24 protein-coding genes and 1 tRNA gene are annotated in these 18892 nt (G+C 62.1%); 8 read left to right on the top strand and 17 right to left on the bottom strand.

Annotated elements, in window-relative coordinates:
* Positions 1-14: 14 nt before the first annotated feature.
* The 5 genes from HBOR_RS12200 to HBOR_RS12180 form a co-directional block, all read right to left on the bottom strand.
* Positions 15-1250, bottom strand: coding sequence for an ABC transporter substrate-binding protein (locus HBOR_RS12200; protein ID WP_013440673.1), 1236 nt, complete (start codon positions 1248-1250; stop codon positions 15-17).
* 67 nt (positions 1251-1317) lie between these two features.
* The gene (mtnP, locus tag HBOR_RS12195; RefSeq protein ID WP_006056459.1) at positions 1318-2178 is read right to left on the bottom strand and encodes an S-methyl-5'-thioadenosine phosphorylase; all 861 of its coding nucleotides are present in this window, start codon (positions 2176-2178) and stop codon (positions 1318-1320) included.
* A 93-nt stretch (positions 2179-2271) separates the two neighbouring features.
* Positions 2272-3228, bottom strand: a complete 957-nt coding sequence (locus HBOR_RS12190; protein ID WP_006056460.1) for an AEC family transporter — start codon at positions 3226-3228, stop codon at positions 2272-2274.
* A 57-nt stretch (positions 3229-3285) separates the two neighbouring features.
* Positions 3286-3930 (bottom strand): HD domain-containing protein, encoded by a 645-nt coding sequence (locus HBOR_RS12185; protein WP_006056461.1) that lies wholly within the window; start codon positions 3928-3930, stop codon positions 3286-3288.
* Positions 3931-3939: 9 nt separating this feature from the next.
* A complete protein-coding gene (locus HBOR_RS12180; RefSeq protein ID WP_006056462.1) occupies positions 3940-4653 on the bottom strand; it encodes a phosphoribosyltransferase in 714 nt (237 codons plus the stop codon).
* A gap of 170 nt (positions 4654-4823) precedes the next feature.
* Between HBOR_RS12180 and HBOR_RS20040 the strand changes: the two genes are divergently transcribed.
* From HBOR_RS20040 to HBOR_RS12170, 3 genes are all read left to right on the top strand, one after another.
* The gene (locus HBOR_RS20040; protein ID WP_006056463.1) at positions 4824-4979 is read left to right on the top strand and encodes a DUF7563 family protein; all 156 of its coding nucleotides are present in this window, start codon (positions 4824-4826) and stop codon (positions 4977-4979) included.
* Between the two features lie 52 nt (positions 4980-5031).
* Positions 5032-5931, top strand: coding sequence for a PhzF family phenazine biosynthesis protein (locus HBOR_RS12175; protein ID WP_006056464.1), 900 nt, complete (start codon positions 5032-5034; stop codon positions 5929-5931).
* 63 nt (positions 5932-5994) lie between these two features.
* The gene (locus tag HBOR_RS12170) at positions 5995-6315 is read left to right on the top strand and encodes a DUF7344 domain-containing protein (RefSeq protein ID WP_006056465.1); all 321 of its coding nucleotides are present in this window, start codon (positions 5995-5997) and stop codon (positions 6313-6315) included.
* 5 nt (positions 6316-6320) lie between these two features.
* On the opposite strand, the gene HBOR_RS12165 is transcribed toward HBOR_RS12170, so the two are convergent.
* From HBOR_RS12165 to HBOR_RS12150, 5 genes are read right to left on the bottom strand one after another with little or no spacing between them, the layout of a single operon-like run.
* Positions 6321-7076 (bottom strand): proteasome assembly chaperone family protein, encoded by a 756-nt coding sequence (locus HBOR_RS12165; protein ID WP_006056466.1) that lies wholly within the window; start codon positions 7074-7076, stop codon positions 6321-6323.
* Positions 7077-7080: 4 nt separating this feature from the next.
* Positions 7081-7263 carry an RNA-protein complex protein Nop10 gene (locus tag HBOR_RS19285; RefSeq protein WP_006056467.1) on the bottom strand — a complete coding sequence of 61 codons (183 nt, stop codon included), beginning with the start codon at positions 7261-7263 and terminating at the stop codon, positions 7081-7083.
* Positions 7264-7267: 4 nt separating this feature from the next.
* Positions 7268-8065 carry a translation initiation factor IF-2 subunit alpha gene (locus HBOR_RS12160; RefSeq protein WP_006056468.1) on the bottom strand — a complete coding sequence of 266 codons (798 nt, stop codon included), beginning with the start codon at positions 8063-8065 and terminating at the stop codon, positions 7268-7270.
* Positions 8066-8089: 24 nt separating this feature from the next.
* Positions 8090-8275, bottom strand: coding sequence for a 30S ribosomal protein S27e (locus tag HBOR_RS12155; protein ID WP_006056469.1), 186 nt, complete (start codon positions 8273-8275; stop codon positions 8090-8092).
* Between the two features lie 3 nt (positions 8276-8278).
* Entirely contained in the window at positions 8279-8560 is a 282-nt protein-coding gene (locus tag HBOR_RS12150; RefSeq protein ID WP_006056470.1) for a 50S ribosomal protein L44e, read from the bottom strand.
* 263 nt (positions 8561-8823) lie between these two features.
* On the opposite strand from HBOR_RS12150, the gene HBOR_RS12145 reads away from it, so the two are divergent.
* Positions 8824-9015: a hypothetical protein gene (locus HBOR_RS12145; RefSeq protein ID WP_006056471.1), complete on the top strand. Its 192-nt coding sequence runs from the start codon at positions 8824-8826 to the stop codon at positions 9013-9015.
* A gap of 113 nt (positions 9016-9128) precedes the next feature.
* Complete coding sequence (locus HBOR_RS12140) at positions 9129-9392, top strand: HAH_0734 family protein (protein WP_006056472.1); 264 nt, start codon at positions 9129-9131, stop codon at positions 9390-9392.
* A gap of 32 nt (positions 9393-9424) precedes the next feature.
* On the opposite strand, the gene HBOR_RS12135 is transcribed toward HBOR_RS12140, so the two are convergent.
* Positions 9425-11812 carry a DUF2298 domain-containing protein gene (locus HBOR_RS12135; protein WP_006056473.1) on the bottom strand — a complete coding sequence of 796 codons (2388 nt, stop codon included), beginning with the start codon at positions 11810-11812 and terminating at the stop codon, positions 9425-9427.
* 167 nt (positions 11813-11979) lie between these two features.
* On the opposite strand from HBOR_RS12135, the gene HBOR_RS12130 reads away from it, so the two are divergent.
* From HBOR_RS12130 to HBOR_RS12120, 3 genes are all read left to right on the top strand, one after another.
* A complete protein-coding gene (locus tag HBOR_RS12130; protein WP_006056474.1) occupies positions 11980-12774 on the top strand; it encodes a glycosyltransferase in 795 nt (264 codons plus the stop codon).
* Positions 12771-13223, top strand: a complete 453-nt coding sequence (locus HBOR_RS12125; RefSeq protein ID WP_006056475.1) for a GtrA family protein — start codon at positions 12771-12773, stop codon at positions 13221-13223. The genes HBOR_RS12130 and HBOR_RS12125 overlap by 4 nt, the downstream gene beginning before the upstream one ends.
* Before the next feature lie 70 nt (positions 13224-13293).
* Positions 13294-13368 (top strand) — tRNA-Met (locus HBOR_RS12120).
* Between the two features lie 161 nt (positions 13369-13529).
* Here the strand turns inward: HBOR_RS12120 and HBOR_RS12115 are convergent.
* The 6 genes from HBOR_RS12115 to HBOR_RS12090 all read right to left on the bottom strand — a co-directional run bounded on the left by HBOR_RS12115 (position 13530) and on the right by HBOR_RS12090 (position 18795).
* Positions 13530-13949: a Rieske (2Fe-2S) protein gene (locus HBOR_RS12115; protein WP_006056476.1), complete on the bottom strand. Its 420-nt coding sequence runs from the start codon at positions 13947-13949 to the stop codon at positions 13530-13532.
* 56 nt (positions 13950-14005) lie between these two features.
* Complete coding sequence (locus tag HBOR_RS12110; RefSeq protein WP_013440672.1) at positions 14006-14911, bottom strand: aminotransferase class IV; 906 nt, start codon at positions 14909-14911, stop codon at positions 14006-14008.
* Complete coding sequence (locus tag HBOR_RS12105; RefSeq protein ID WP_006056478.1) at positions 14904-15491, bottom strand: anthranilate synthase component II; 588 nt, start codon at positions 15489-15491, stop codon at positions 14904-14906. The genes HBOR_RS12110 and HBOR_RS12105 overlap by 8 nt, the downstream gene beginning before the upstream one ends.
* A complete protein-coding gene (locus HBOR_RS12100; protein WP_006056479.1) occupies positions 15488-17119 on the bottom strand; it encodes an anthranilate synthase component I family protein in 1632 nt (543 codons plus the stop codon). Before HBOR_RS12100 ends, HBOR_RS12105 begins: the two co-directional genes overlap by 4 nt.
* An 88-nt stretch (positions 17120-17207) precedes the next feature.
* On the bottom strand, positions 17208-17942 hold the full coding sequence (locus tag HBOR_RS12095; protein WP_081457875.1) for a helix-hairpin-helix domain-containing protein: 735 nt from the start codon (positions 17940-17942) through the stop codon (positions 17208-17210).
* Between the two features lie 52 nt (positions 17943-17994).
* The gene (locus HBOR_RS12090; protein WP_006056481.1) at positions 17995-18795 is read right to left on the bottom strand and encodes a shikimate dehydrogenase; all 801 of its coding nucleotides are present in this window, start codon (positions 18793-18795) and stop codon (positions 17995-17997) included.
* Positions 18796-18892: the final 97 nt, after the last annotated feature.

The raw sequence follows: 18892 nt of genomic DNA, 5'->3' as shown, positions 1-18892 counted from the left end.
GACTGTCGCGGCGCTTAGAGTTCGCCGTTGACTGCGGCGGCGACTTTCGTCCGGTCGAACAACTGTTCTTCTTCCGGAATTTCCGGGTACGGCTCGCCGTCCGTGTACTCGGGCCACTCCCCGAACACGTCGGGATAGAGCTGTTTTGCGCCCATCTCCAACTGGAACAGGTTCATGATGGGACCTTGATAGCGCATCCCCGCGGGATAGACGCGGTCCTCCTGTACGGCCGTTAGTTCGCTTCCGACAGGGTGGGAGTCCAAGGCGGCACGGACATCCGACATCTGGTAGTTGGGCGTCATGCCCCACAGATGGAGAATCACGTCGGGGTCGGCTTCGGCCACCGCCTCGAAGTCCACGCTTCCCCAGAGGCCGCCCCAGTCTTGCTCGGCAAACGCGTCGTTCGCGCCCAGCGGACGGGTGTCGGCCAGCCAGTACCCCGGTTCGTTGAGGTGGTACGTCCAGAATATTTCGTTGCTCTCGGAGAACGTCGCACGGATAACGCTTGGCCGGTCCTCCTTCGGTGGAAGGTTCGACCGAATCGTGGAGACGAGGTTCTGATGGACCTCGTTCAGGGCTTCGTAGCGTGTCCGTTCTTGGAATACGTCGGCGACGTGGCCGAACAGTTCCCAGAGCGTGTAGTAGCCGTAGTCGTCGTATCCGTCGGGCGCCTCAGCGTGCGTTCCGCTGTAGAAGTTGCCAAACCACGGCGCGACCTGTGATTCGATTTCGGCCACGTCGCCGGCGTCCCAGGTATCCTGTGTGGAAACCCACGCGGGGTCGGCAAGGTGAACGTCGCTGTCGAGTTCGAGCAGTTGCTCTTTGTGCAGGCCGTCGGACAAGGGATCAGTGAGGTTCTGCCACTCGAAGGAGACGCCGTCGAGATGGTGATAGTACTGGTTCATCGTCGTACCGGACATCTCCGGCACGTAGACGGAGTTGAGAGCGTCGCCGTGTCCGAGTGCGACAGCCATGTCGGCGTACTGCGGGTAGACAGTGAAGACGTTCTCGGGGACGGCATCGAGCGTCACCTCACCCATCGGTTTCATAGAGACCGTGTACGGCGAGGCGGCTGTCTCCGATTCTTCCGGCGTCGTTTCCGTTTCGGTTGTCGTCTCCGGATGCGCCTCGGTCGATTCCGTCGTCGCCGCTGAACTGTCGCCGTCGCCCGAGCAACCGGCGACTACTCCTGCACCGATCAGCGCGCCGGTTCGCTTGAGGTACATCCTCCGCGTGGGTGTTTTGGCCATCTGTTTTAGGTAGGCCTAAACACTGGTAAAGCTATTTCGGTCCGACTAGAAGTGCCGTGGCGGCGGGTTACTCGACGTACCGGCCGATGAGCGGTTCGAGATCGGATTTTACGTCCTCGGGGATGGCGTCGTCGGGCGTGTTAATCGTTCCATCCAGTGCCGAGTGACAGGAACAGTCGTGATCTTCAGGGATGGCCTCGATTGCGGCCTCCACCGTCTCTTTGATGGCCGTCTCGTTCTTCTCGGCGTTCTTCAGCACCTCTTCGAGGGTGACTTCGCTGTCTTCTTTCCACACGTCGTAGTCGGTCACGCCCGTGACCGTCGCGTACGCCATCTCGGCTTCGCGGGCGAGTTTCGCTTCGGGTATCGTTGTCATGCCGATGATGTCCCAGCCCTGTTCGCGGTAGAACTCACTCTCCGCACGCGTCGAGTACTGCGGTCCCTCGATGCAGACGTACGTTCCGCCGCGGACAACTTTCGCGTCCGTCGCTTCCTCGGCGGCCTCCGTGAGAATCTCGTTCAGTTCGGTACAGTAGGGTTCGGCGAACGGTTGATGAACGACGATGTCCTCGTCGAAGAACGTCGAATCGCGGTGTTTCGTCCGGTCGAAAATCTGGTCCGGAATCACCAGCGTCTGTGGCGGTAACTCCTCGCGTAGACTGCCGACGGCGTTGGAGGCGAGGACGTGCGTGACGCCCAGTTCTTTCAGCGCAAAGATGTTCGCACAGTACGGTATTGCCGTCGGTGAGCGCTGGTGGTCGGGTCCGTGACGCGGGACGAAGACAACTTCCCGACCGGTATCTCCGAACTCCCCGACTGTCGGTGGTGCTGACGGGTTTCCGTACGGTGTTTCGACTTCGACGGTGCGCGTGTCCTGTAGCGGCAGGGCGTCGTAGATGCCGCTGCCACCGATGAATCCGATGGTCATACTCGTCCTTGTAGAGATAGCAGGTAAAACGTGGCGAGTCCGCTTCGCAGCGTTCGGGCGGGTTCGTCGCAGTCGCTCCCACCCAGCGGCCAGTCAGAACAGCAATCCGGACTCCAAGATGGCGATGACTGCCGTGAGAATGGGAATACTAACCAGCGTCGTGACGAAGACGGCTGTCGAGACGAACTCTGCGACCGGGACTCCGGCTACTTTCCCTTCGGCGAACTCGGCCACGAGAATCAGTGGGGTGACCGCCGCGGGCATCGCCGATTCGAGGACGAACGTCTTGGCGACGGCGGGGTCGGAAAATCCAACGACGAGGGCGACGCCGACGCCGATGACGGGTGCGACGATCATCTTCAGCGTCGTCACGACGCCGACGGTCCGCAGCGTCGCACCCACGTCGGTTCGGGCGAGTTGGATGCCGAGAATGATGAGCATCACCGGAATCGAGGCGTCTCCGACCAGTTTGAGCGTCGCCATCGACGTTGCGTCGGCGGGCGGAACGATGCCCAGTCCCCGTGCGAGGAGGGCAGCGATGACGGCGTAGACGAGCGGGATTCGGAACACCTCCTTCAAGCCGGCGAGACCGCTCGCGCCGCCGCCGCGTGAGGCGATGTAGACGCCTACCGTGTAGATAAGGACGCCCTGCACTGACAGAAAGAGGACGGCCGTCGCGCGTCCGGTTTCTCCGAAGGCGAAGTTCGAAACCGGGACGCCGTAGTTTCCCGAGTTCGGGAACGCCGAGACGAGAACGAGCGCGCTCAACAGCGGGTCGCGCTCGCTGAAGGCGCGGCCAACCCCCTCTGCGACGACAATCATCACGAGGTGGTAGACGGTGACTGCACCGGCAACTTGAACTAAGGTCGATTCAGCCAACGTTGTCGTGGCGAGACTGTGAAAGACGAGTGCGGGCGCGAGGATATAGACGACGACGGTGTTCAGTGGGTCGGTATCGATATCTTTGGCGCGACCGAGAACGAACCCGACGGCCCCGACGACGAGTATCGGCAGGATAGCGGTTGCGAAGATCGAGAATAGCGATTCCACGTTCTGGCCTTCTCGGGAACCATCTCAAACGCTTCGGAGACGGCGTCGCTTACCGCCTCACTCCGATGCGTCGTCGCGTTCCCGCTTTGCCGTCTCGTATCGGCGTTGCAGGGCCTCGAAGAGTCTTCGCCCCAGGTCGGTCCGGAGGCGCGGTTCGGCGGTCGCAAAGAATTCGTCGAGACGCCCGTACGCCTCGAAATTCGGGTTGTCTGTGTCGGGATCGTATCGCGCTTCCCGCTCGTAAATCACCGCCTGTAGGCACATGTCCACGAGGTCCATGTCCTTCACGAACTGTGCGGTGGGCGTGCCCCGCGACTCGTATGCTTCCCAGTCGTCTCGCAGGTGGGCATCGAACGGCGCGAGGAGTTCGGAGACGGCGGCGCGCTCGCGTTGCTCTTTCTCGTCGGGGTCCACTGTCTCGGCGTCGGGGTCTGCCCGAGTTGGTTTGTCCCCCGTTCGTGCCTCCGCCACGTCGTGGAGGACAGCGAGACGGAGTGCTTCGTCGGGGTCAACGTCCGGCACGTCGTCCGCGAAACAGAGGCAGAGATACGCGACACCCCACGAGTGGGACGCGACGGATTCTGGGTCGGACACCTCGCGGAGTTGCCACCCGGTTCGGCGCTCGTCCTTCAGCGCGTAGGCGTCGAAGAGGGCGTCAATCCGGTCGGGTTCAGGGTCGGCGTTCGAGTTCGGGCCGGTCACGTGTTCGAGTTACGCGCCGACGCCTTCGTTTTCGACGAGACGCCACTCGCCGTCTCCTGTCGTCTCGACGAAGCCGCGCCGTTCCATCTCCGACATCACTTCGGACATCCGGTTCGGTTGGGCAATCTCCATCTCGATACGGTCCACGTTGTGGAACTCCGCGAGGTAGTGACGGATGTCCTCAACGTCGAACGTCGCTTGGTCGGCTTTCTCCATGACGCCCGTCGTGAGGTCAATCATGTCTTCGATGAAGTTCCACGGGTAGACGACCCACGTCCACTCTTCGAGTCGCTCACCGACGAAGTCCGGTTCGAACTCGCTCGTCTGCAACAGTTGGAGTGTCGCGGTTCTGACTTCGCCCGCGTCGCGTTCGGTCACGTACTCGTACGCACGTTCGATAGAGCCACCCGTGTCGGCGATGTCGTCGATAATGAGTACGTCTTTGCCTTCGACGCTTCCTTCGGGCATCGGGTAGCGAACTTCGGGTTCGCCGGACTTCTGTGCCGTTCCCACGTAGTGTTCCATCTTCAGACTCGTCAGGTCGTCTAACCCGAGGAAGTCACAGATGCACCGCCCGGCAAACCAACCGCCGCGCGCGAGGGCGACGACCACATCGGGGTCGAACTCGGCGCCTTTCACCTGATCACTCACGTCGCGGCACCGCCCGTAGATGTACTCCCAGTTCGTGATGGTACAGTTAAACTCGTCGGGGAGGTCGCCCATAGGCTTCGTTCACCACTACATGAACGGGATGTAGTCCTCTTTAACGTGTCCGTATCGTTGCGTGACCGTCAACTTGCCACATGTTTCAGTCTGCATAATCGTCTGCTATCTAGCGCATAATTTTATATAACCATGATGTATGGCAACATATAACAGGGGAGAAATAGCAGATGTACACATGCAACAACTGTGGTGAGTTCGTAACCCGCGATTTCGTGCGCGTCTTCGGCGATAGCGACGACGAAGTGTTCGGTTGTCCCTCGTGCATGAACATGCGCGAAGTAATGAACGGCGGTGCGTCACGGCCCGGCGTCGCTACGGAATAACCGTCCCGACGAACCGCCGGGATTCTTACCTGAGAGAACCGTCGAGAGGTGTATGCAAACCCGCCGTACGCTCCTCGTCGACGCGTTTGCGACGGAACCGCTCTCGGGTAACGCCGCCGGAGTCGTCCCCGACGGTGATCTGACCGAGTCGCAGATGCAGAGCGTCGCCAGTGAACTCGCTGTTAGCGAAACGGCGTTCGTCCAATCGTCGGGGAGCGCAGACCGGCGTCTCCGATTCTTTACGCCGACCCGCGAAATTGACCTCTGCGGGCACGCCACCATCGCCACGCACGCTCATCTCTACCGGGACGGCGTCATCGATGCGGGAACCCACACCGTCGAGACGAACGTCGGCGTCCTCGATGTCGAAGTCGAAGCCGACGGAATCGTCTGGATGACACAGGAGTCCCCCACCGTCGAATCCGTCGATCTCGATTACGCCCGACTCGGCGAAGCCCTCGGTATCGACCCCGCGGCGTTCCGCGATGTCGGCGAGGCAGTTCCGCCCGCGGTCGCTTCCACTGGTCTTCCGTTCCTCGTCGTCCCCGTGAACTTCCTCGAACATCTCGGCAACGCTGATCCGGACTTCACTGCTGTCGAGAAACTCACCGACGAGTACGACGTTGCCGGACTGTACGTCTTCACGTTCGACGCGCTTGAGGCCGACACGACGCTTCACGCGCGAATGTTTGCACCCGGCATCGGCATCCCGGAAGATCCAGTAACTGGAACGGCCAGCGGTGCCTGCGGTGCGTATCTTCGGCACGTTGATGCGTTCGACGGTGAACTTCCCGAGAAGATGGTGTTCGAGCAAGGACACTTTCTCGACCGGCCGGGAAGAGTTCACGTTCGCGTCGGTACCGAGGTTCGAGTTGGCGGGTTTGCGGTCACTGCGCTCGATGGATCGCTCTCGGTCCCACCTGCCCCGGATGATGACATCCTAGAGGCCTGACAACAATGTGGTTGGAAATATAATATAAAAACATATTATATCTGGGAGTATGTTAACTATCTAGTGACGCGAGACTCCGACGTGGACGGCCGCTTTGTCGCGTTCGCCGACGTCGTACGGCGTCGCCTCCTCTACTATCTGTGCTCTTCTTCATCCGACGCTAACGAGATTGCGTTCGAGACGCTCGTTTCGAGACTCGCAGACGACGATACGTTCGGGAGTCACACGCGCGCACAGATGCGACTGAATCTGGTCCACGTTCACCTCCCGAAACTCGAACAGGCGAATCTTATCGAACACGACGACGGCACGGTTCGACTCGTCGTCGCGCCCGATGTCGTCACCCGTAGTCTCGAACTCGCACACCGATTCGACTCGATCTGAGGCCGCTATCCGATGTACCGCAGGTCGTCGTCGTTCATTCCCTGCTGTTGGCTCTGCATCTCCTGAATCTTGCCGACGACTTCTTTCATCTCCTCGGCTCGTTCCTCTAAGGACTCGAAGCCGACCTCGAAGTCGATTACGTCCTGCAACACTTCGAGAACGACCTGTGCGCTCTGAGGATCAACCAGGTATCCGCTCGTCTCGCCCATCAGACACGCCACCGAAAGGCCGCGCCGTTCACCGAGTCCGAGGAGCAGGCCGCTGACGCCGACGATGCCGCCCGCGGGTTCGTCTTCGCGGAACTCCACATCGACGGCTTCGAGCCGTTCGACGTCGTCTTCGTCGGTGACGGCACCGAGAACGGACGGTTCGTCTACGAGTTCACCAGTTGGGACGCCACCGAGCGCGTACCCCTCTTCGACGCCGAACTCCTCGGCGATATCGAGGAACGCGTCCGTGAGGTGGTAGTGACCGCTGTTCGTCTGTGCCTGATGATCGCCAGTGAGGACGAGCAAGTCGCGGTCGCCCGCGTCAACAGCGTGGAACTCCGCACGAGCCAACTGGGCGACGCTGTCGTCGTTCAGCGTCACTTGCGGTGGGAATTCGTCAGCGTAAATGTATCTGACGGGTTCGCTGTCAAGCTCTTCGAGGAGATGTTCGACGGCGAGTTTACCGACGTGGCCGACGCCCGGCAGGCCCTCAACGAGGACCGGATCACGAAGGTCTGGGTCCGCGAGTGTCTCCACTTCGATGTCTTCCATGCCCCTATTCGCGGACGCGGCGTTTAAGAGCGCGTCGGTACTCCCCGTACGGATCCTCCGGATTGAACGGGGCTGGCGCGCTGTTGACTGCGTCCGCACCGCACTCGGGACAGGTGTCAGAAAGCGTGTAAACGGGCCGTTCGTGCGCGTTTTGCCACGCATCACAGACCCGAATATCGGATTTCACGGTCCTATTCGTCGTCTTCGTGACGCTCGCGGTGGAACTCACCGGTGCCACCTCGGGACTCGATGACCTCTTTGGCGCGGGCCGCGGCGTCTTCGAGAGCCGTCTCGGCCGTCTTGTAGTCGGGCGCGCGAACCTTGATGCGGTACTCGGGCGCACCGACGTAGGTGACTTCGAGCTGAATCTCTTCGGGCACGTCGTCGCCTTCGGCGGCTTTCAGCGCCTCTTTGATGTCATCGACACCGTCGCCAGTCGGACAGCGAATGTCGATGTATCCCGTGACGTTGACGTACGGGACCGACACGTTCTGCCGGGCGGTATCGACGATGGCTTCGACCTCGTCTTCGTCGAGGTCTACGTCTTCGAGGGCCGACACACCGTGGATTGCGGCCTGTTCGAAGCCGTCGTAGAGCGTCTCGTACTCGGCGAGTACTGCGTTCGCAATCTCGCTGTACTCGTCGTCGGTGACGTCCTCACCGAACGCGAGACTCATCCACTTGTCGGCCTTCTGCTCGTTTTTCCACTCCTGAATCTTCTCTTTGCGCTGGTGCTCGTTGACGTCTTTGATCGAGAGGTCGATCTGCTGTGACCCCGTATCGACGTCAAGCACTTTGGCGACGACCGTCTGTCCCTCGCGGACGTGGTCGCGGACGTTCTTGATCCAGCCGCTGGCGACCTCGCTGATATGGCAGAGGCCGCGCGTGTCTTCGTACTCTTCGAGGTCGACGAAGACCCCGAAGTCGGTTATCTCGTCGACTTTTCCGACGACGAGTTCACCGCTGTCAGGCCAACCGCTGTACTTCATATGTAAATACCTCCAGAGGGGAGCTTACGCCTCGGCGGAGCGGCGTTCGACTGTTTCGACGACTTCGCCGTGAATCTCGGCGTCGCCACCCGTCGGCGTCGCCAGCGTCGTCCCGCAGACGGCGCAGTTGATGACGGACGAGGCCTTGCCAAAGACGACCTGTTCGTTGTCGCAATCGGTGCACTGGACGAGATAGAAGTTACCCGCCATGGATTACTCCTGGAACTCCAGTCGGCCAGCGCGCCAGCCCTCGCGCATGTGGGCTTTGCCGCAGTCCGAGCAAATGTACTTCAGGTGGGTCTTCTTCGTCGGTTTGTCCCCACCGGGCACTTTCGAGAAGCGACCAGCGTTACCGATCGTGCTCTTACCGCGCTTCTGGGCACGGGCGTCCCACTTCATACCCGTGGGGCGTCCGGATCGGACCTTCTCGACCTCGTGTTCGTGATGCCCGTCGCAGTTCGGGCAGTACGTGTTGAATCGGCGTGGCATCTGCATAGATATCGACCTTGCCCGTGTTTCGATATGGCCCGTTAAAACCCGTTTGGTTCGCGGGCGACGACGTTGCACTGTGGTGTGGTCACGAACAGTCCGCCGTCAAACAGTCTCGATTCGTGTTTTACCGGCTCCCGATAGCTCGTTATCTTGGGCTATACTGCGATCTTCCCGTACTCTGCGGCATATTCTATTCTTCTGACCAAGAACTCAACTTTGATAATTTGCACAGGAGATTTTTCTACTTGACTGAAGCACGTGAGAGTATGAACCTTCGAGAATCGGCCGTGTTCGTCGCTGATGTCCTGCACATAGTGCTTCTTGGACTCGTGTTCGTCGTCGGCTTGACCATCCAGTCCACGTTCGCCATCGGCGCGCGACGATGGGACGCCATCCGGTCGTCTGGCGCTTCCAGCCGTGGAACGCCCCAACCCGCACCGGATTCGCGGAGTGACTGATCGGCGGACTCGTTTTACGCCTCGAGTACGGGGTGCAATGGTGTTCTTCGAATCCCTCCTGTCACCGAACCGTCTCCGAAGCCGTTAAGCCACGACTGGGCAAACCATCGGGTATGAAGAAGGTCATCATCCGCGGCGATCCCGGCATCCGGCGGGGTGCGACCATCGAACTCGACGGTGAGGAGGTTATCTGCTTCTCCATCGACCGACAGGGTGACTACCACGGTCCGGACCGTGTCCAACTCTGGTGTACGGTCGGCACCGAAGACGAACGCGAAGCGTTCGAAAAGCGCGAGTACGTTCCGCACTTCCTCGACGTCGAGGCTATCGACGCGGAGGCACTCACGGTCGTCTCCGAGAGCAGCGCGCCGGCCTGAGAAGAACAGCCGTCGTCTTTTTGGACCGCAGACTACGGAGCGACTGACGCGTTCGCAGCCGGGAGTTTCTTCTGTGACACTTCGTACACCGTTATCGACCCCGACTTGTGCGCGTCGCTGACGCCGCGCATATCGAACGCGATATCCCCGTATCGGGTGCGTTCGCTCGGCCCGACCCAGATATACTGCACATCGTACTCACGGAACAGTTCCGCGCGCGTCGTCGCGTTACCCGTGTACATTGCGTCCACGTCGGCGACGCGTTCGTCGTAGGCCTCGTTGCCGCGGTAGCCGATTTCGTGCGCCCACCCGGCCACGGAGGGGAGACCGGTGAGACTCGACGCGGGGTTCGCGTTCCAGTCGTACATCACGTCCTCGCGTTTGTCTACTCCGCCCGCGTAGTCTTTCGTTCCGGGCGCTTCGAGGATGACGGGCGTCCCTTCGCGTTCGTCCAGCCAGTCTATCGCTTCGTCCTGCTTCGGGTGATACGTCTCCACGAACTGTGTCGCATCGAGCGTTGTTCCGCCGGGTGGCCCGCTTTCGAGATGAGAACCGACGGCTGCGACGCCGTAGACGGTCGTTGAGACGACGAGAAGACACGCGAATCCGATAGCCGCGGCCCGACGCCACGATTGGTTGCCGGAGCCATCGGTCGCGACGGATGGGACGGCATCGCGCACACGCGAAGTAACCTCGGCGGTCGTTGGGACGCCTCGAATCAGACCGGGGACGGCGACGCCCATCGCCGTCGCCCACAGCACCCACACCTGCATGTACGTCTTAAACACGGTGTTCATCCGCCCGGATCCGGCTTGTTCGTTGACGTAGACGAGTTCGACAAGCGTGACGAGACCCGCCCCGGCGATGATGAGGACCGTCTCGTAGCCGACGGGGCGGTCCGACCGCAGGGCGACCCACCCGAAGACGAGAAGCGGAATCGAGACGGCGAAGGCGGCCAGTCCGATTTCGAGTCCGACGTAACCGGCGGCGAGGAGTCCGGCGACGAGATAGGCGGGTCGGCGGACGCGCAGACGCGAGAGGAGATACGCGCCGAAGGTGACGACGAACGCGCCGTGAACGAACAGCAGGCCACCGAAACTACTCCGCATCTCCGGCCCGAGCAGTTCGACCGTCCGTTCGCTCCCGCTGACAGCGGTGCCGAAGAAGAACGGGGCGGCGACGAGGATAGTCAGGACCGCGCCCGCGGCAGTGACGACGAGAGCGGCGGCGACGCGCGTTAGTTCCTCGCTGAGTCGAGACCGTGCCGCGAGTCGGTCGCCCACCCCGGAGAGACCGGGAACGAGCGTCCACGGTGCGGCGGGAGCAAAGATGAGCGCTAACGTCCCGAGAGCGATGACACTGGGGAAACTCCACGTGTTGTTCACCGCCTGCCATCCCGCGACCACGGGCAGCGACGCCAACAGCAGGCGACGACGGCGGATGTCCGCTTCGGGCGTCCGGTAGTACGCGTAGCCGATGGCGGCAGCGAGGAGGAGGAACGGTGTTGCCGTCATGTGCGCGTGCAGATCACCGTTCAGCCACGCGAACAAGGGGAACTCGTTGATTGTCCCGGGGATAACGCGCGAGGCGTCCCAGTAGTGGAACGACGACACCCCCTGAAGGAGCTTCGTCACCGAATAGTCGGTCCGTGCGGCGACCATCTCTGCAACCTGTCGCTGGAGACCGCTCGGAAGGAGTGTCAGCGCTAGCCGGCCCGCGGTAACGAGGTTGCTCGCGATCCCGACGAAGAACGCCGCGAGCGCCCCACTAACGCGCCGAGAGAGGCCGTGTGACTCCCCAACCGTTGCTGCCAACTCGAAGGCGGCCGTGACCAGCGTCGCGTAGAATCCCGCGAGCGCGAGGTTGTACGCGAACCGCGGTGGCGTCGCGGTCAACCATGCGAACAGCGTCGTCACGAGATGGCCGCCGTAGTAGTATTTCACAGGTTCGCCCGCGAACCACATATCCTCCGGCGGAAGTGTCGGAGCGCGCTGGAGACTCTTGAGAAGCCCGTAATCGAGGAACTTCTCACCGGCGATTGGAAAGACGGCCGGATCGAACGCGCGGAGGACGACGAGGAACGCGAACGAGAGGCCGAATACGGCGGCCGCATCACCTAGTGCCCGACGTGGGATGTCGATGCCGAGTTCGAGACGACCCGCGCGGAGTGCGTCGTGGTCGGCGGCGGCGAGAGCGGACGCGACGAGGAGGACAACCACGCCTGCGAGCAACGCGGGCAAACCGAACGTGACCTGTCCGACCCAGTACGCCGGAACCGTGAGGACGAGCGTCGCGGCCGGGATAGAAAGTCCCGCACCGCGGCCCTCCGTCCCCGGAAGAAGCCGCGCGACGAGCGGCAGTCCGGCGGCGAAGAGGGCGGCGTAGAGGACCAACCAGCGAAGGACGAGAGCGTACTCCATTCTCTACGGGAGGCACCGCGTCCGGGAGCCATACGTTTTGTGATGCGATACGAACGCGTTTGGTGTCAATTGCATCATGGGTAGTCTCAAGCGACCGTCTACAGGACACAGTTACCGTCAGTTCGGTAGCGATTCGTTTTTTATTCTCCCTCACGCTACTTCCGCCAATGACTCGTTCCGTCGGGGTCGTGGTTCCAGCCTACCGACCGGACTCCGAGCGTCTCGCTGACTACGTCTCTGCGCTTCGGTCGCACCTCTCTCCAGCAACCGTTCGTATCGAACTTGATGCCCCACGACCGGGCGTACTCGACCGTCTTGCTGACCTCCCGGCGACAGTCAACACCGTCGATACGCGCCGCGGAAAAGGGGCAGCTATCACCGCCGGATTCGAGGCGATAGCCGACGACGTGGACGTTCTCGCCTTCGCCGACGCAGACGGGAGTACTCCTGCCGCGTCGTTCGCATCCGTCGTGAAGTCGGTCGCCGGTGGTGATGCGGACCTCGCTGTCGGGTCGCGGAGACACCCTGCGTCCGATGTCGCGTCTCACCAGACGTTCGCGCGCCGCCGTCTCGGCGACGGCTTCGCGTGGATGGCGCGTCGTCTACTCGACGTACACCTCTACGATTACCAGTGCGGTGCGAAGGCGCTCACCACCGAAGCGTGGCGCGCTGTCCGCCCGCACATCTACGAAGCCGGATTCGCGTGGGATATCGAACTCATCGCCGTCGCGGGCGCACTCGGTGAACGTATCGCCGAGGTACCGGTTCGATGGGAGGACCGCCCCGGTTCGACCGTCTCGCCGGTCGATACGTCGTATCGACTCGCCCGTGCGCTGTTCAGTTCGCGCCACCGCGCGCGTCTCATCAGGGAGGACCGACTTCACACGTTTATCGAATCGACACGTGATCACGAACCCGCGCTCGTGGAACGACTGGGCGAGGCTCTCGACACCTCCGAATGAGCAATCGCAGACTCTCAGCGCTCCTCTCGGGGGTTCGCTTCGGCAAGTTCGCGTCCGTCGGCGCAGTCGGCGCAGTGTTCGATATGACGACGACGACTGCTCTCATCGTCTTGCTCGACGTGTTGAACGAGTACGCCAAACTCGTCGGTGCGGAGGTGGCCATTGTCGTGATGTTCTTCATCAACGAACACTGGACGTTCGCCGACGCGGGTGCCTCAGAGGGTGTCGTTCCAACGCTCCGGCGACTCCTCACGTCGAACGTCGTCAGAAGCGGCGGCCTCGCCGTCCAGTTCCTCGTCGTCCGCGCGTTCCGCGAAGCCGGATTCTCGTTTTTCGTCTTCGGCTTCGACGTGTGGGAGTTGCTCCCGATTCCGCTGGCTATCGCGGCGTCGATGTTTCTGAACTACGTCGCAGAGAGCATCTTCACATGGCGTATTGCTCGCGCGTGAGGGCCGGTGGAAACTACCACACAGCGGTCGAATCACAACCCTTAACCGTAACCCACGACTCGAATGATGTAGCGGGATGGGATAGCCAGGAGATTCCGCCGGGCTCATAACCCGGAGATCGGTAGTTCAAATCTACCTCCCGCTATTCTCCTGAAATTCACACTCCCGAGCGGGGCGTCTTGTCGCCTCGTGCTGACGTGTTTCTGTGTGTTCTCTTGCAATTGTACTTTCGGAGTGTCGAGTCTCGTCGCACCGAACTGACGTATTTCTGTCCGGATCGGATCTCTGTAAAACGAGAACAGCGCCTCAGTTCCCAGTAAAGTCGATTCGACTGCCCGAGGAGCGGTCGTGGTCACCGGACCCTCCGAGGTGTTCGAACGTGAGCGCCTCCTCAGTCAAGAACACATCGCCGTCTTGGACAGCCACATCGAACGTCGAGAGAACTGAACCCTTACAGGGGCCGAAATCGCAGTATCCTGTGTCGCGTTGGAACGTCGCGCCGTGTTTCTCACACACGAGTTCACCGTTTCTGACGTAGGCACCGGACCCTTTGTCGAGACGGATGTCGGTCCAGTGCGGACAGAAGTTCTCGAAGGCGACGATTTCGTCGTCAGCGAGTTTGGTGAGAATCACTTCCGTCGTCTCCGACCCGTTCTGGGCGGTGAAAAGCACCGTTCCGTCCGACGGCACCTCGTCGGCGGCAATAATTCGACGCGCGTCGTCCATACGCCGCCTAAGAATGAGGAGCGTTCAAAAGTGGCGGTTTCGGCGTATTGTGCAACTTACTCGGTGTAGTGTCTTTGCTCCACCCGTGCGTCGAACAGGCGGGAAAGAAGTGTCGTCACCGGGCCGCCACCGAGTTCGATGCCGTCCACGGACGCGACGGGTCGCAGTTCCCACGTCGAGTTCGTGACGAACGCCTCCGTCGCATCTCGTAGGTCGTCGGGTTTGTACCGTCCCTCGCGGACGGGGATGCCTTCGTCGCGGGCGATGTCGAGTACTTCCGCGCGGGTGATGCCCGGGAGGACCGGCCCGTCGAGACTCGGGGTGTGGAGCGCGTTATTGCGGACGAAAAAGAGGTTGCTCGTCGCGCCCTCTGCGAGCGCACCGTCGCCGTCCAGCATCACCGCTTCGTCGGCATCGGTAACGCGGAGTTCCAGTCGCGCAAGGATTCCGTTCAGGTAGTTGTGTGTCTTCGCCCGCGAGGGAATCGCTCTGTCGGGGACGCGGCGCGTCTTCACCGTCTGCAACGTCGCCGGTGCATCCCACACGGGGTCGCTTCCGCGTCCGCCGCGCGGGAGCGGTTTTACCTGTATGACAACAGTGGGATCGACTTCGGGATCGGGGTTCAGTTTCCCCGGTTGGACACCGCGAGTCACCGAGAGTTTCACGTACGCGTCCGACAGTTCGTTCGCCGCCAGCGTCTCGTCCACGCGTCGTTTCAGCTCCGCATTCGAGAGGCCGTGATCGAGTTCGAGAATCTCAGCCCCCTCCGCGAGGCGATTCGCGTGTGCCTCCCAGCGGAAGATATCGCCGCCGTAGGCGCGGAGCGTCTCGAACAGGGCGTCGCCGTACATGAATCCCCTATCACGGACGTTCACTGTCGCTTCGGAGGCGCGGACGAGTTCGCCGTTCACGTGGAATCGGAGTTCGTCCGCGGAGTCGCCGCCGGTGTCGTTCTCAGTCATCGTCACCTCCGCAGGCCGCGACGAAGTTCGCCACGAGTTGCTTGCCGTTCTCGGTGAGGATGCTCTCGGGATGGAACTGAACGCCGACGTGGGGTCTGTTCCGGCGACGGACGCCCATCACCACGCGCCGGTCGTCGTCAGTCCACGCTGTTTCGACCAGTTCGCCCGGGATGTCCTCGCGCTCGACCGCCAGCGAGTGGTACCGGCCGACCTCGAAGCGGTCCGGTAATCCCTCGAAGATGCCTTCGCCGTCGTGGCTGACGAGGGAGGGTTTGCCGTGAACCACCTCGGGGGCGCGCTTCACCGGGGATCCGAGAGCCGCACAGAGGGCTTGGTGACCGAGACAGACGCCGAGTGTCGGGTACGAGAGGTCGCGGAACACCGGCACAGAGACACCTGCCTCGGCGGGAGTTCCCGGGCCGGGCGAGACAACGATACCGTCGGGGTCCAACGAGCGGATATCCGCCGTGTCCACGGCATCGTTGCGGCGGACAACCACTTCGTCTGCAAACGCTCCGACGTACTGCACGAGGTTGTACGCGAACGAGTCGTAGTTGTCCACGACCAGAATCGAGGTCATTTGTGGTCCTCCGTCCGTGCGTCCGTTCGTCCGTCAGTATCTCTCCCGTTCTCGTTGTCCGCGTCGTCGCGTTCGACGACTCGCATTCCGTGACCCTCTGCAGCGAGCGCTTCGTCGATAGCGTTCACGAGAGCGCGGCCTTTGGCCATCGTCTCGTCGTACTCCGCGTCGGGATCGGAATCGTGGACGATACCCGCGCCGACCCGGAGGTGATACTCGTCGTCGTGGTGAACGAGCGTTCGGATGACGATGTTCAGCGTCGCGCGGTCGTCGAACCCGAACGCCGCGATGCTTCCGGTGTAGGGGCCGCGGCGGGTCGATTCGACCTCCTCGATGATCTCCATCGTCCGCGGTTTCGGCGCGCCGGTGATGGTCCCGCCGGGGAAGACAGCGGCCACAGCGTCAGCGACAGACACGTCCGGTCGCCGCTGTCCTTCAACGACGCTGACGAGGTGCATCACTTCGGAGTAGCGGTCCACGCGGCGGTACTCAGACACTTCGACGGAGCCGTACTCGGAGACTTTTCCGAGGTCGTTTCGCTCCAGATCGACCAACATCGCGTGTTCTGCACGCTCTTTCTCGTCGCTCGTCAGGTCGCGTTCGAGAGCGTCGTCCTCCGCCTCGGTTGCACCGCGGGGGCGCGTTCCAGCGATGGGTTCGGTGACGAGTCTGTCTCCTTCGACGTGGACGAGCAGTTCCGGACTCGCACTTACCAAGTCGGCCTCGGGGAACTCCACGAGACCGGAGTACGGTGCGGGGTTCACCTGTCGGAGGGCGCGGTACGCCGCGACAGGGTGAACGACTGCGGGCGCGACGAGTCGCTGTGAGACGTTCGCTTGAAACGTGTCGCCGTCGCGGATGTAGCGTTTGACGGCGCTCACGCGGTCACGGAACGCTGCCCGACCGCAGTCACTCTCGAAGTGCGCTTCGTCGCCCGCGACGGGTGCCGCTTCGTCGCTCGGGTCGCCCGAGACAGCTCGTTCCGCGAGGTCTGTCGCTCGCTCGATGGCCCGTTCGTAGAGAGCGTCGAGTCGGTCGTCGTCAGTGCTGTCCGCGCCCGCTGGAACACGCGGACAGGCGGTTACGTGGAGCGTCGCCGGTTCGTCGCCTCGCGGTTCCTCCCACGCCGCCACGCGGTCGAACAGGCCCAGTCGCAAGTGTGGGAGATTTCGGTCGTCGTCGGCCAGTTCGGGGAGCGATTCGAGTTCGCGCGCTACGTCGTACGAGAACCACCCGAACAGACCGCACGGGTACGGCACTTCGACGCCCGTCTCTCCGCGAACCAGTGACTCGGATTCGAGCGCGGCGTCTAACGTCGAAAGCGACGATGATGTGTTCGCATTTGGACCGCGCCCGGTATCGGCAGCGGCCAGCGTCTCCGCGTCGGACCCGACGCAGAGTCGTTCCACCGGATCCATCCCGAAATAGCTCCATCCGGACTGGCCGCCGGTCGTCTCCAAGAAGAAGCCGTCGCCACCCTCGTCTCGCGCGCGCCGGTACGCGTCGAACGGGTCAGACACCCTCACGCGGAGTTCGACGGGGACTCGCGCCCCCGCGGAAGCGTCCGCGGCGGTGGCGAGAAACGCCTCCCGTCGCGTTTCGACGGTCGGCGTTAACGAATTAGTCATGTCGAGAGGTACGTGAGTACCGAGTAAACGGTTTCGTGATACCGGCAGGCAGAACCGGTGTTACAGCAGAGATGACAACTATGTGGTGTTACGCGTCGTATTCGTTCGCGCGGTCGATCCACCGCTGGACGCGCTTTTCGGAGACATCGATCTGCTCGCCGACTGTTTCGGCATCGGCGCTCGACAAGTCGTCTACCGTTTCGATACCGACATCGGAAAGTCGTTCGGCGTAGGCCGGACCGATTCCTTTCACGTTTTCGACGGGCTCACCTGTGGCGGCTGACTCCGTCTCGTCGGATGCTGCGGTGTCAGTTTCGGTGTCGTCTGCTTCAGCAGCACCCGTTTCACCGGTGTCGGCTTCGGTTTCCACCGCTGTTTCCTCGGCGGAGACGGGTTCCTCGCTCCCGGTGGTCGTCTCGGGTTCTTCGACCGCTTCCACACCCTCGGTATCCTTGGATTCGACCGCTTCGGGTTCCGTCTCCTCGGACTCGGCCTCTTCTGGCTTCGTCTCCTCAGAATCGGCCTCTTCTGGTTCGGCCTCCTCGATGACTGCCTCTGCGTCTTGCTCTTCATCCGCGTCTTCGGTCGCCTCGCCGACTTCGCCGTCCTCCGAGTCCCCCACCTGCGACTCCGTTGCTGCCGCAGTGTCCGTTTCCTCGGCGACCGGCTGTTTTACGGCAGACTCAGATTCCGCATCGACTTCGTCCCGCACATCTCGTTCCACAGAGACACGGGTCTCCCGCCGCGATGACGGAGGAGAAGACTCCTCATCGCGGCCGAGAAGCGACCGCAGTGACGACTTAATCGAGTCGAATATGCCCATTGTATGCCCGTATGAACGCCGCTTATTTAAAAATCGTTACCCCGCCGTCTATTCATTCGAGATGTGACCGAAGCGCGTCGTTCATCGCCTCGACCGGTGCGTCCCGACCGGTCCATCGTTCGAACGCTTCGACGCCCTGAAACAGAAGCATCCACGCGCCGTCTATCGTCGTCGCGCCGGCGGCCGCAGCGTCACGAAGCAGACGCGTCTCGATCGGTGAATACACCGCATCGAGAACGGCGAGGTCGTCGTGGAGGTATTTCCGAGGGACCGGCGTGTCGTCGGACTCCATGCCGACGCTGGTCGCGTTCACGAGAACGTCGGCATCGCGGACTTGGTCGAGGGTGCCGAGTCCGCCACCAGTGGCACCCGGAACGTCGTCTGCAAGTTCGGTGGCGCGCTCTGCCGTCCGGTTCGCCACGTGGACGGATGCTTCCGCGTCCGCGAGGGCGAACGCCGCCGCTCGCCCTGCCCCGCCTGCGCCGACTACGACAGCATCTCGGTCAGCCAGTGCTACGTCGTGGTGGGTGAACGACCGCCGAACACCGGCCGCGTCGGTGTTGTACCCGCGCGGCGTCTCGTCCGTGAAGGCTATCGTATTCACCGCACCGATGCGCGCGGCGAGTTCGTCGGGTTCGACGTGTTCGAGGACGTCCTGCTTGAACGGAATCGTCACGTTCAGTCCTGTTATTCCGAGTGCATCAGCACCCTCGACGGCGGTCCCGATGTCTTCGGGTGCCGGTTCGAAGGTGACGTAGCGTGCGTCTATCCCGCAGTGGTCGTACGCCGCCTCGTGCATCGGCGGCGACAACGAATGGCCGACGGGATTTCCGATGAGTCCGAACACCTGCATGCTCATGCGTCGGACTGTGACCTGACGAGGGTTAAAGTACTCCGAGGCGGCCGGACTTGCGGCGGCCACCGGTCTCAGGGTGGGTTCGTGCCGACAA

It is taken from the genome of Halogeometricum borinquense DSM 11551 (genome assembly GCF_000172995.2).
Taxonomy (GTDB): Archaea; Halobacteriota; Halobacteria; order Halobacteriales; family Haloferacaceae; genus Halogeometricum; species Halogeometricum borinquense.
Note: the sequence above shows the minus strand (reverse complement) of the source record. Positions and strands in the feature narration are given on the sequence as shown.

Coding starts and splice junctions, on each gene's coding strand:
- HBOR_RS12200 (WP_013440673.1), bottom strand. CDS start 1,250: ATGGCCAAAACACCCACGCGGAGGATGTACCTCAAGCGAACCGGCGCG.
- mtnP (WP_006056459.1), bottom strand. CDS start 2,178: ATGACCATCGGATTCATCGGTGGCAGCGGCATCTACGACGCCCTGCCG.
- HBOR_RS12180 (WP_006056462.1), bottom strand. CDS start 4,653: ATGGGCGACCTCCCCGACGAGTTTAACTGTACCATCACGAACTGGGAG.
- HBOR_RS20040 (WP_006056463.1), top strand. CDS start 4,824: ATGTACACATGCAACAACTGTGGTGAGTTCGTAACCCGCGATTTCGTG.
- HBOR_RS12175 (WP_006056464.1), top strand. CDS start 5,032: ATGCAAACCCGCCGTACGCTCCTCGTCGACGCGTTTGCGACGGAACCG.
- HBOR_RS12165 (WP_006056466.1), bottom strand. CDS start 7,076: ATGGAAGACATCGAAGTGGAGACACTCGCGGACCCAGACCTTCGTGAT.
- HBOR_RS12160 (WP_006056468.1), bottom strand. CDS start 8,065: ATGAAGTACAGCGGTTGGCCTGACAGCGGTGAACTCGTCGTCGGAAAA.
- HBOR_RS12155 (WP_006056469.1), bottom strand. CDS start 8,275: ATGGCGGGTAACTTCTATCTCGTCCAGTGCACCGATTGCGACAACGAA.
- HBOR_RS12150 (WP_006056470.1), bottom strand. CDS start 8,560: ATGCAGATGCCACGCCGATTCAACACGTACTGCCCGAACTGCGACGGG.
- HBOR_RS12145 (WP_006056471.1), top strand. CDS start 8,824: ATGAACCTTCGAGAATCGGCCGTGTTCGTCGCTGATGTCCTGCACATA.
- HBOR_RS12140 (WP_006056472.1), top strand. CDS start 9,129: ATGAAGAAGGTCATCATCCGCGGCGATCCCGGCATCCGGCGGGGTGCG.
- HBOR_RS12135 (WP_006056473.1), bottom strand. CDS start 11,812: ATGGAGTACGCTCTCGTCCTTCGCTGGTTGGTCCTCTACGCCGCCCTC.
- HBOR_RS12130 (WP_006056474.1), top strand. CDS start 11,980: ATGACTCGTTCCGTCGGGGTCGTGGTTCCAGCCTACCGACCGGACTCC.
- HBOR_RS12125 (WP_006056475.1), top strand. CDS start 12,771: ATGAGCAATCGCAGACTCTCAGCGCTCCTCTCGGGGGTTCGCTTCGGC.
- HBOR_RS12115 (WP_006056476.1), bottom strand. CDS start 13,949: ATGGACGACGCGCGTCGAATTATTGCCGCCGACGAGGTGCCGTCGGAC.
- HBOR_RS12110 (WP_013440672.1), bottom strand. CDS start 14,911: ATGACTGAGAACGACACCGGCGGCGACTCCGCGGACGAACTCCGATTC.
- HBOR_RS12105 (WP_006056478.1), bottom strand. CDS start 15,491: ATGACCTCGATTCTGGTCGTGGACAACTACGACTCGTTCGCGTACAAC.
- HBOR_RS12100 (WP_006056479.1), bottom strand. CDS start 17,119: ATGACTAATTCGTTAACGCCGACCGTCGAAACGCGACGGGAGGCGTTT.
- HBOR_RS12095 (WP_081457875.1), bottom strand. CDS start 17,942: ATGGGCATATTCGACTCGATTAAGTCGTCACTGCGGTCGCTTCTCGGC.
- HBOR_RS12090 (WP_006056481.1), bottom strand. CDS start 18,795: ATGCAGGTGTTCGGACTCATCGGAAATCCCGTCGGCCATTCGTTGTCG.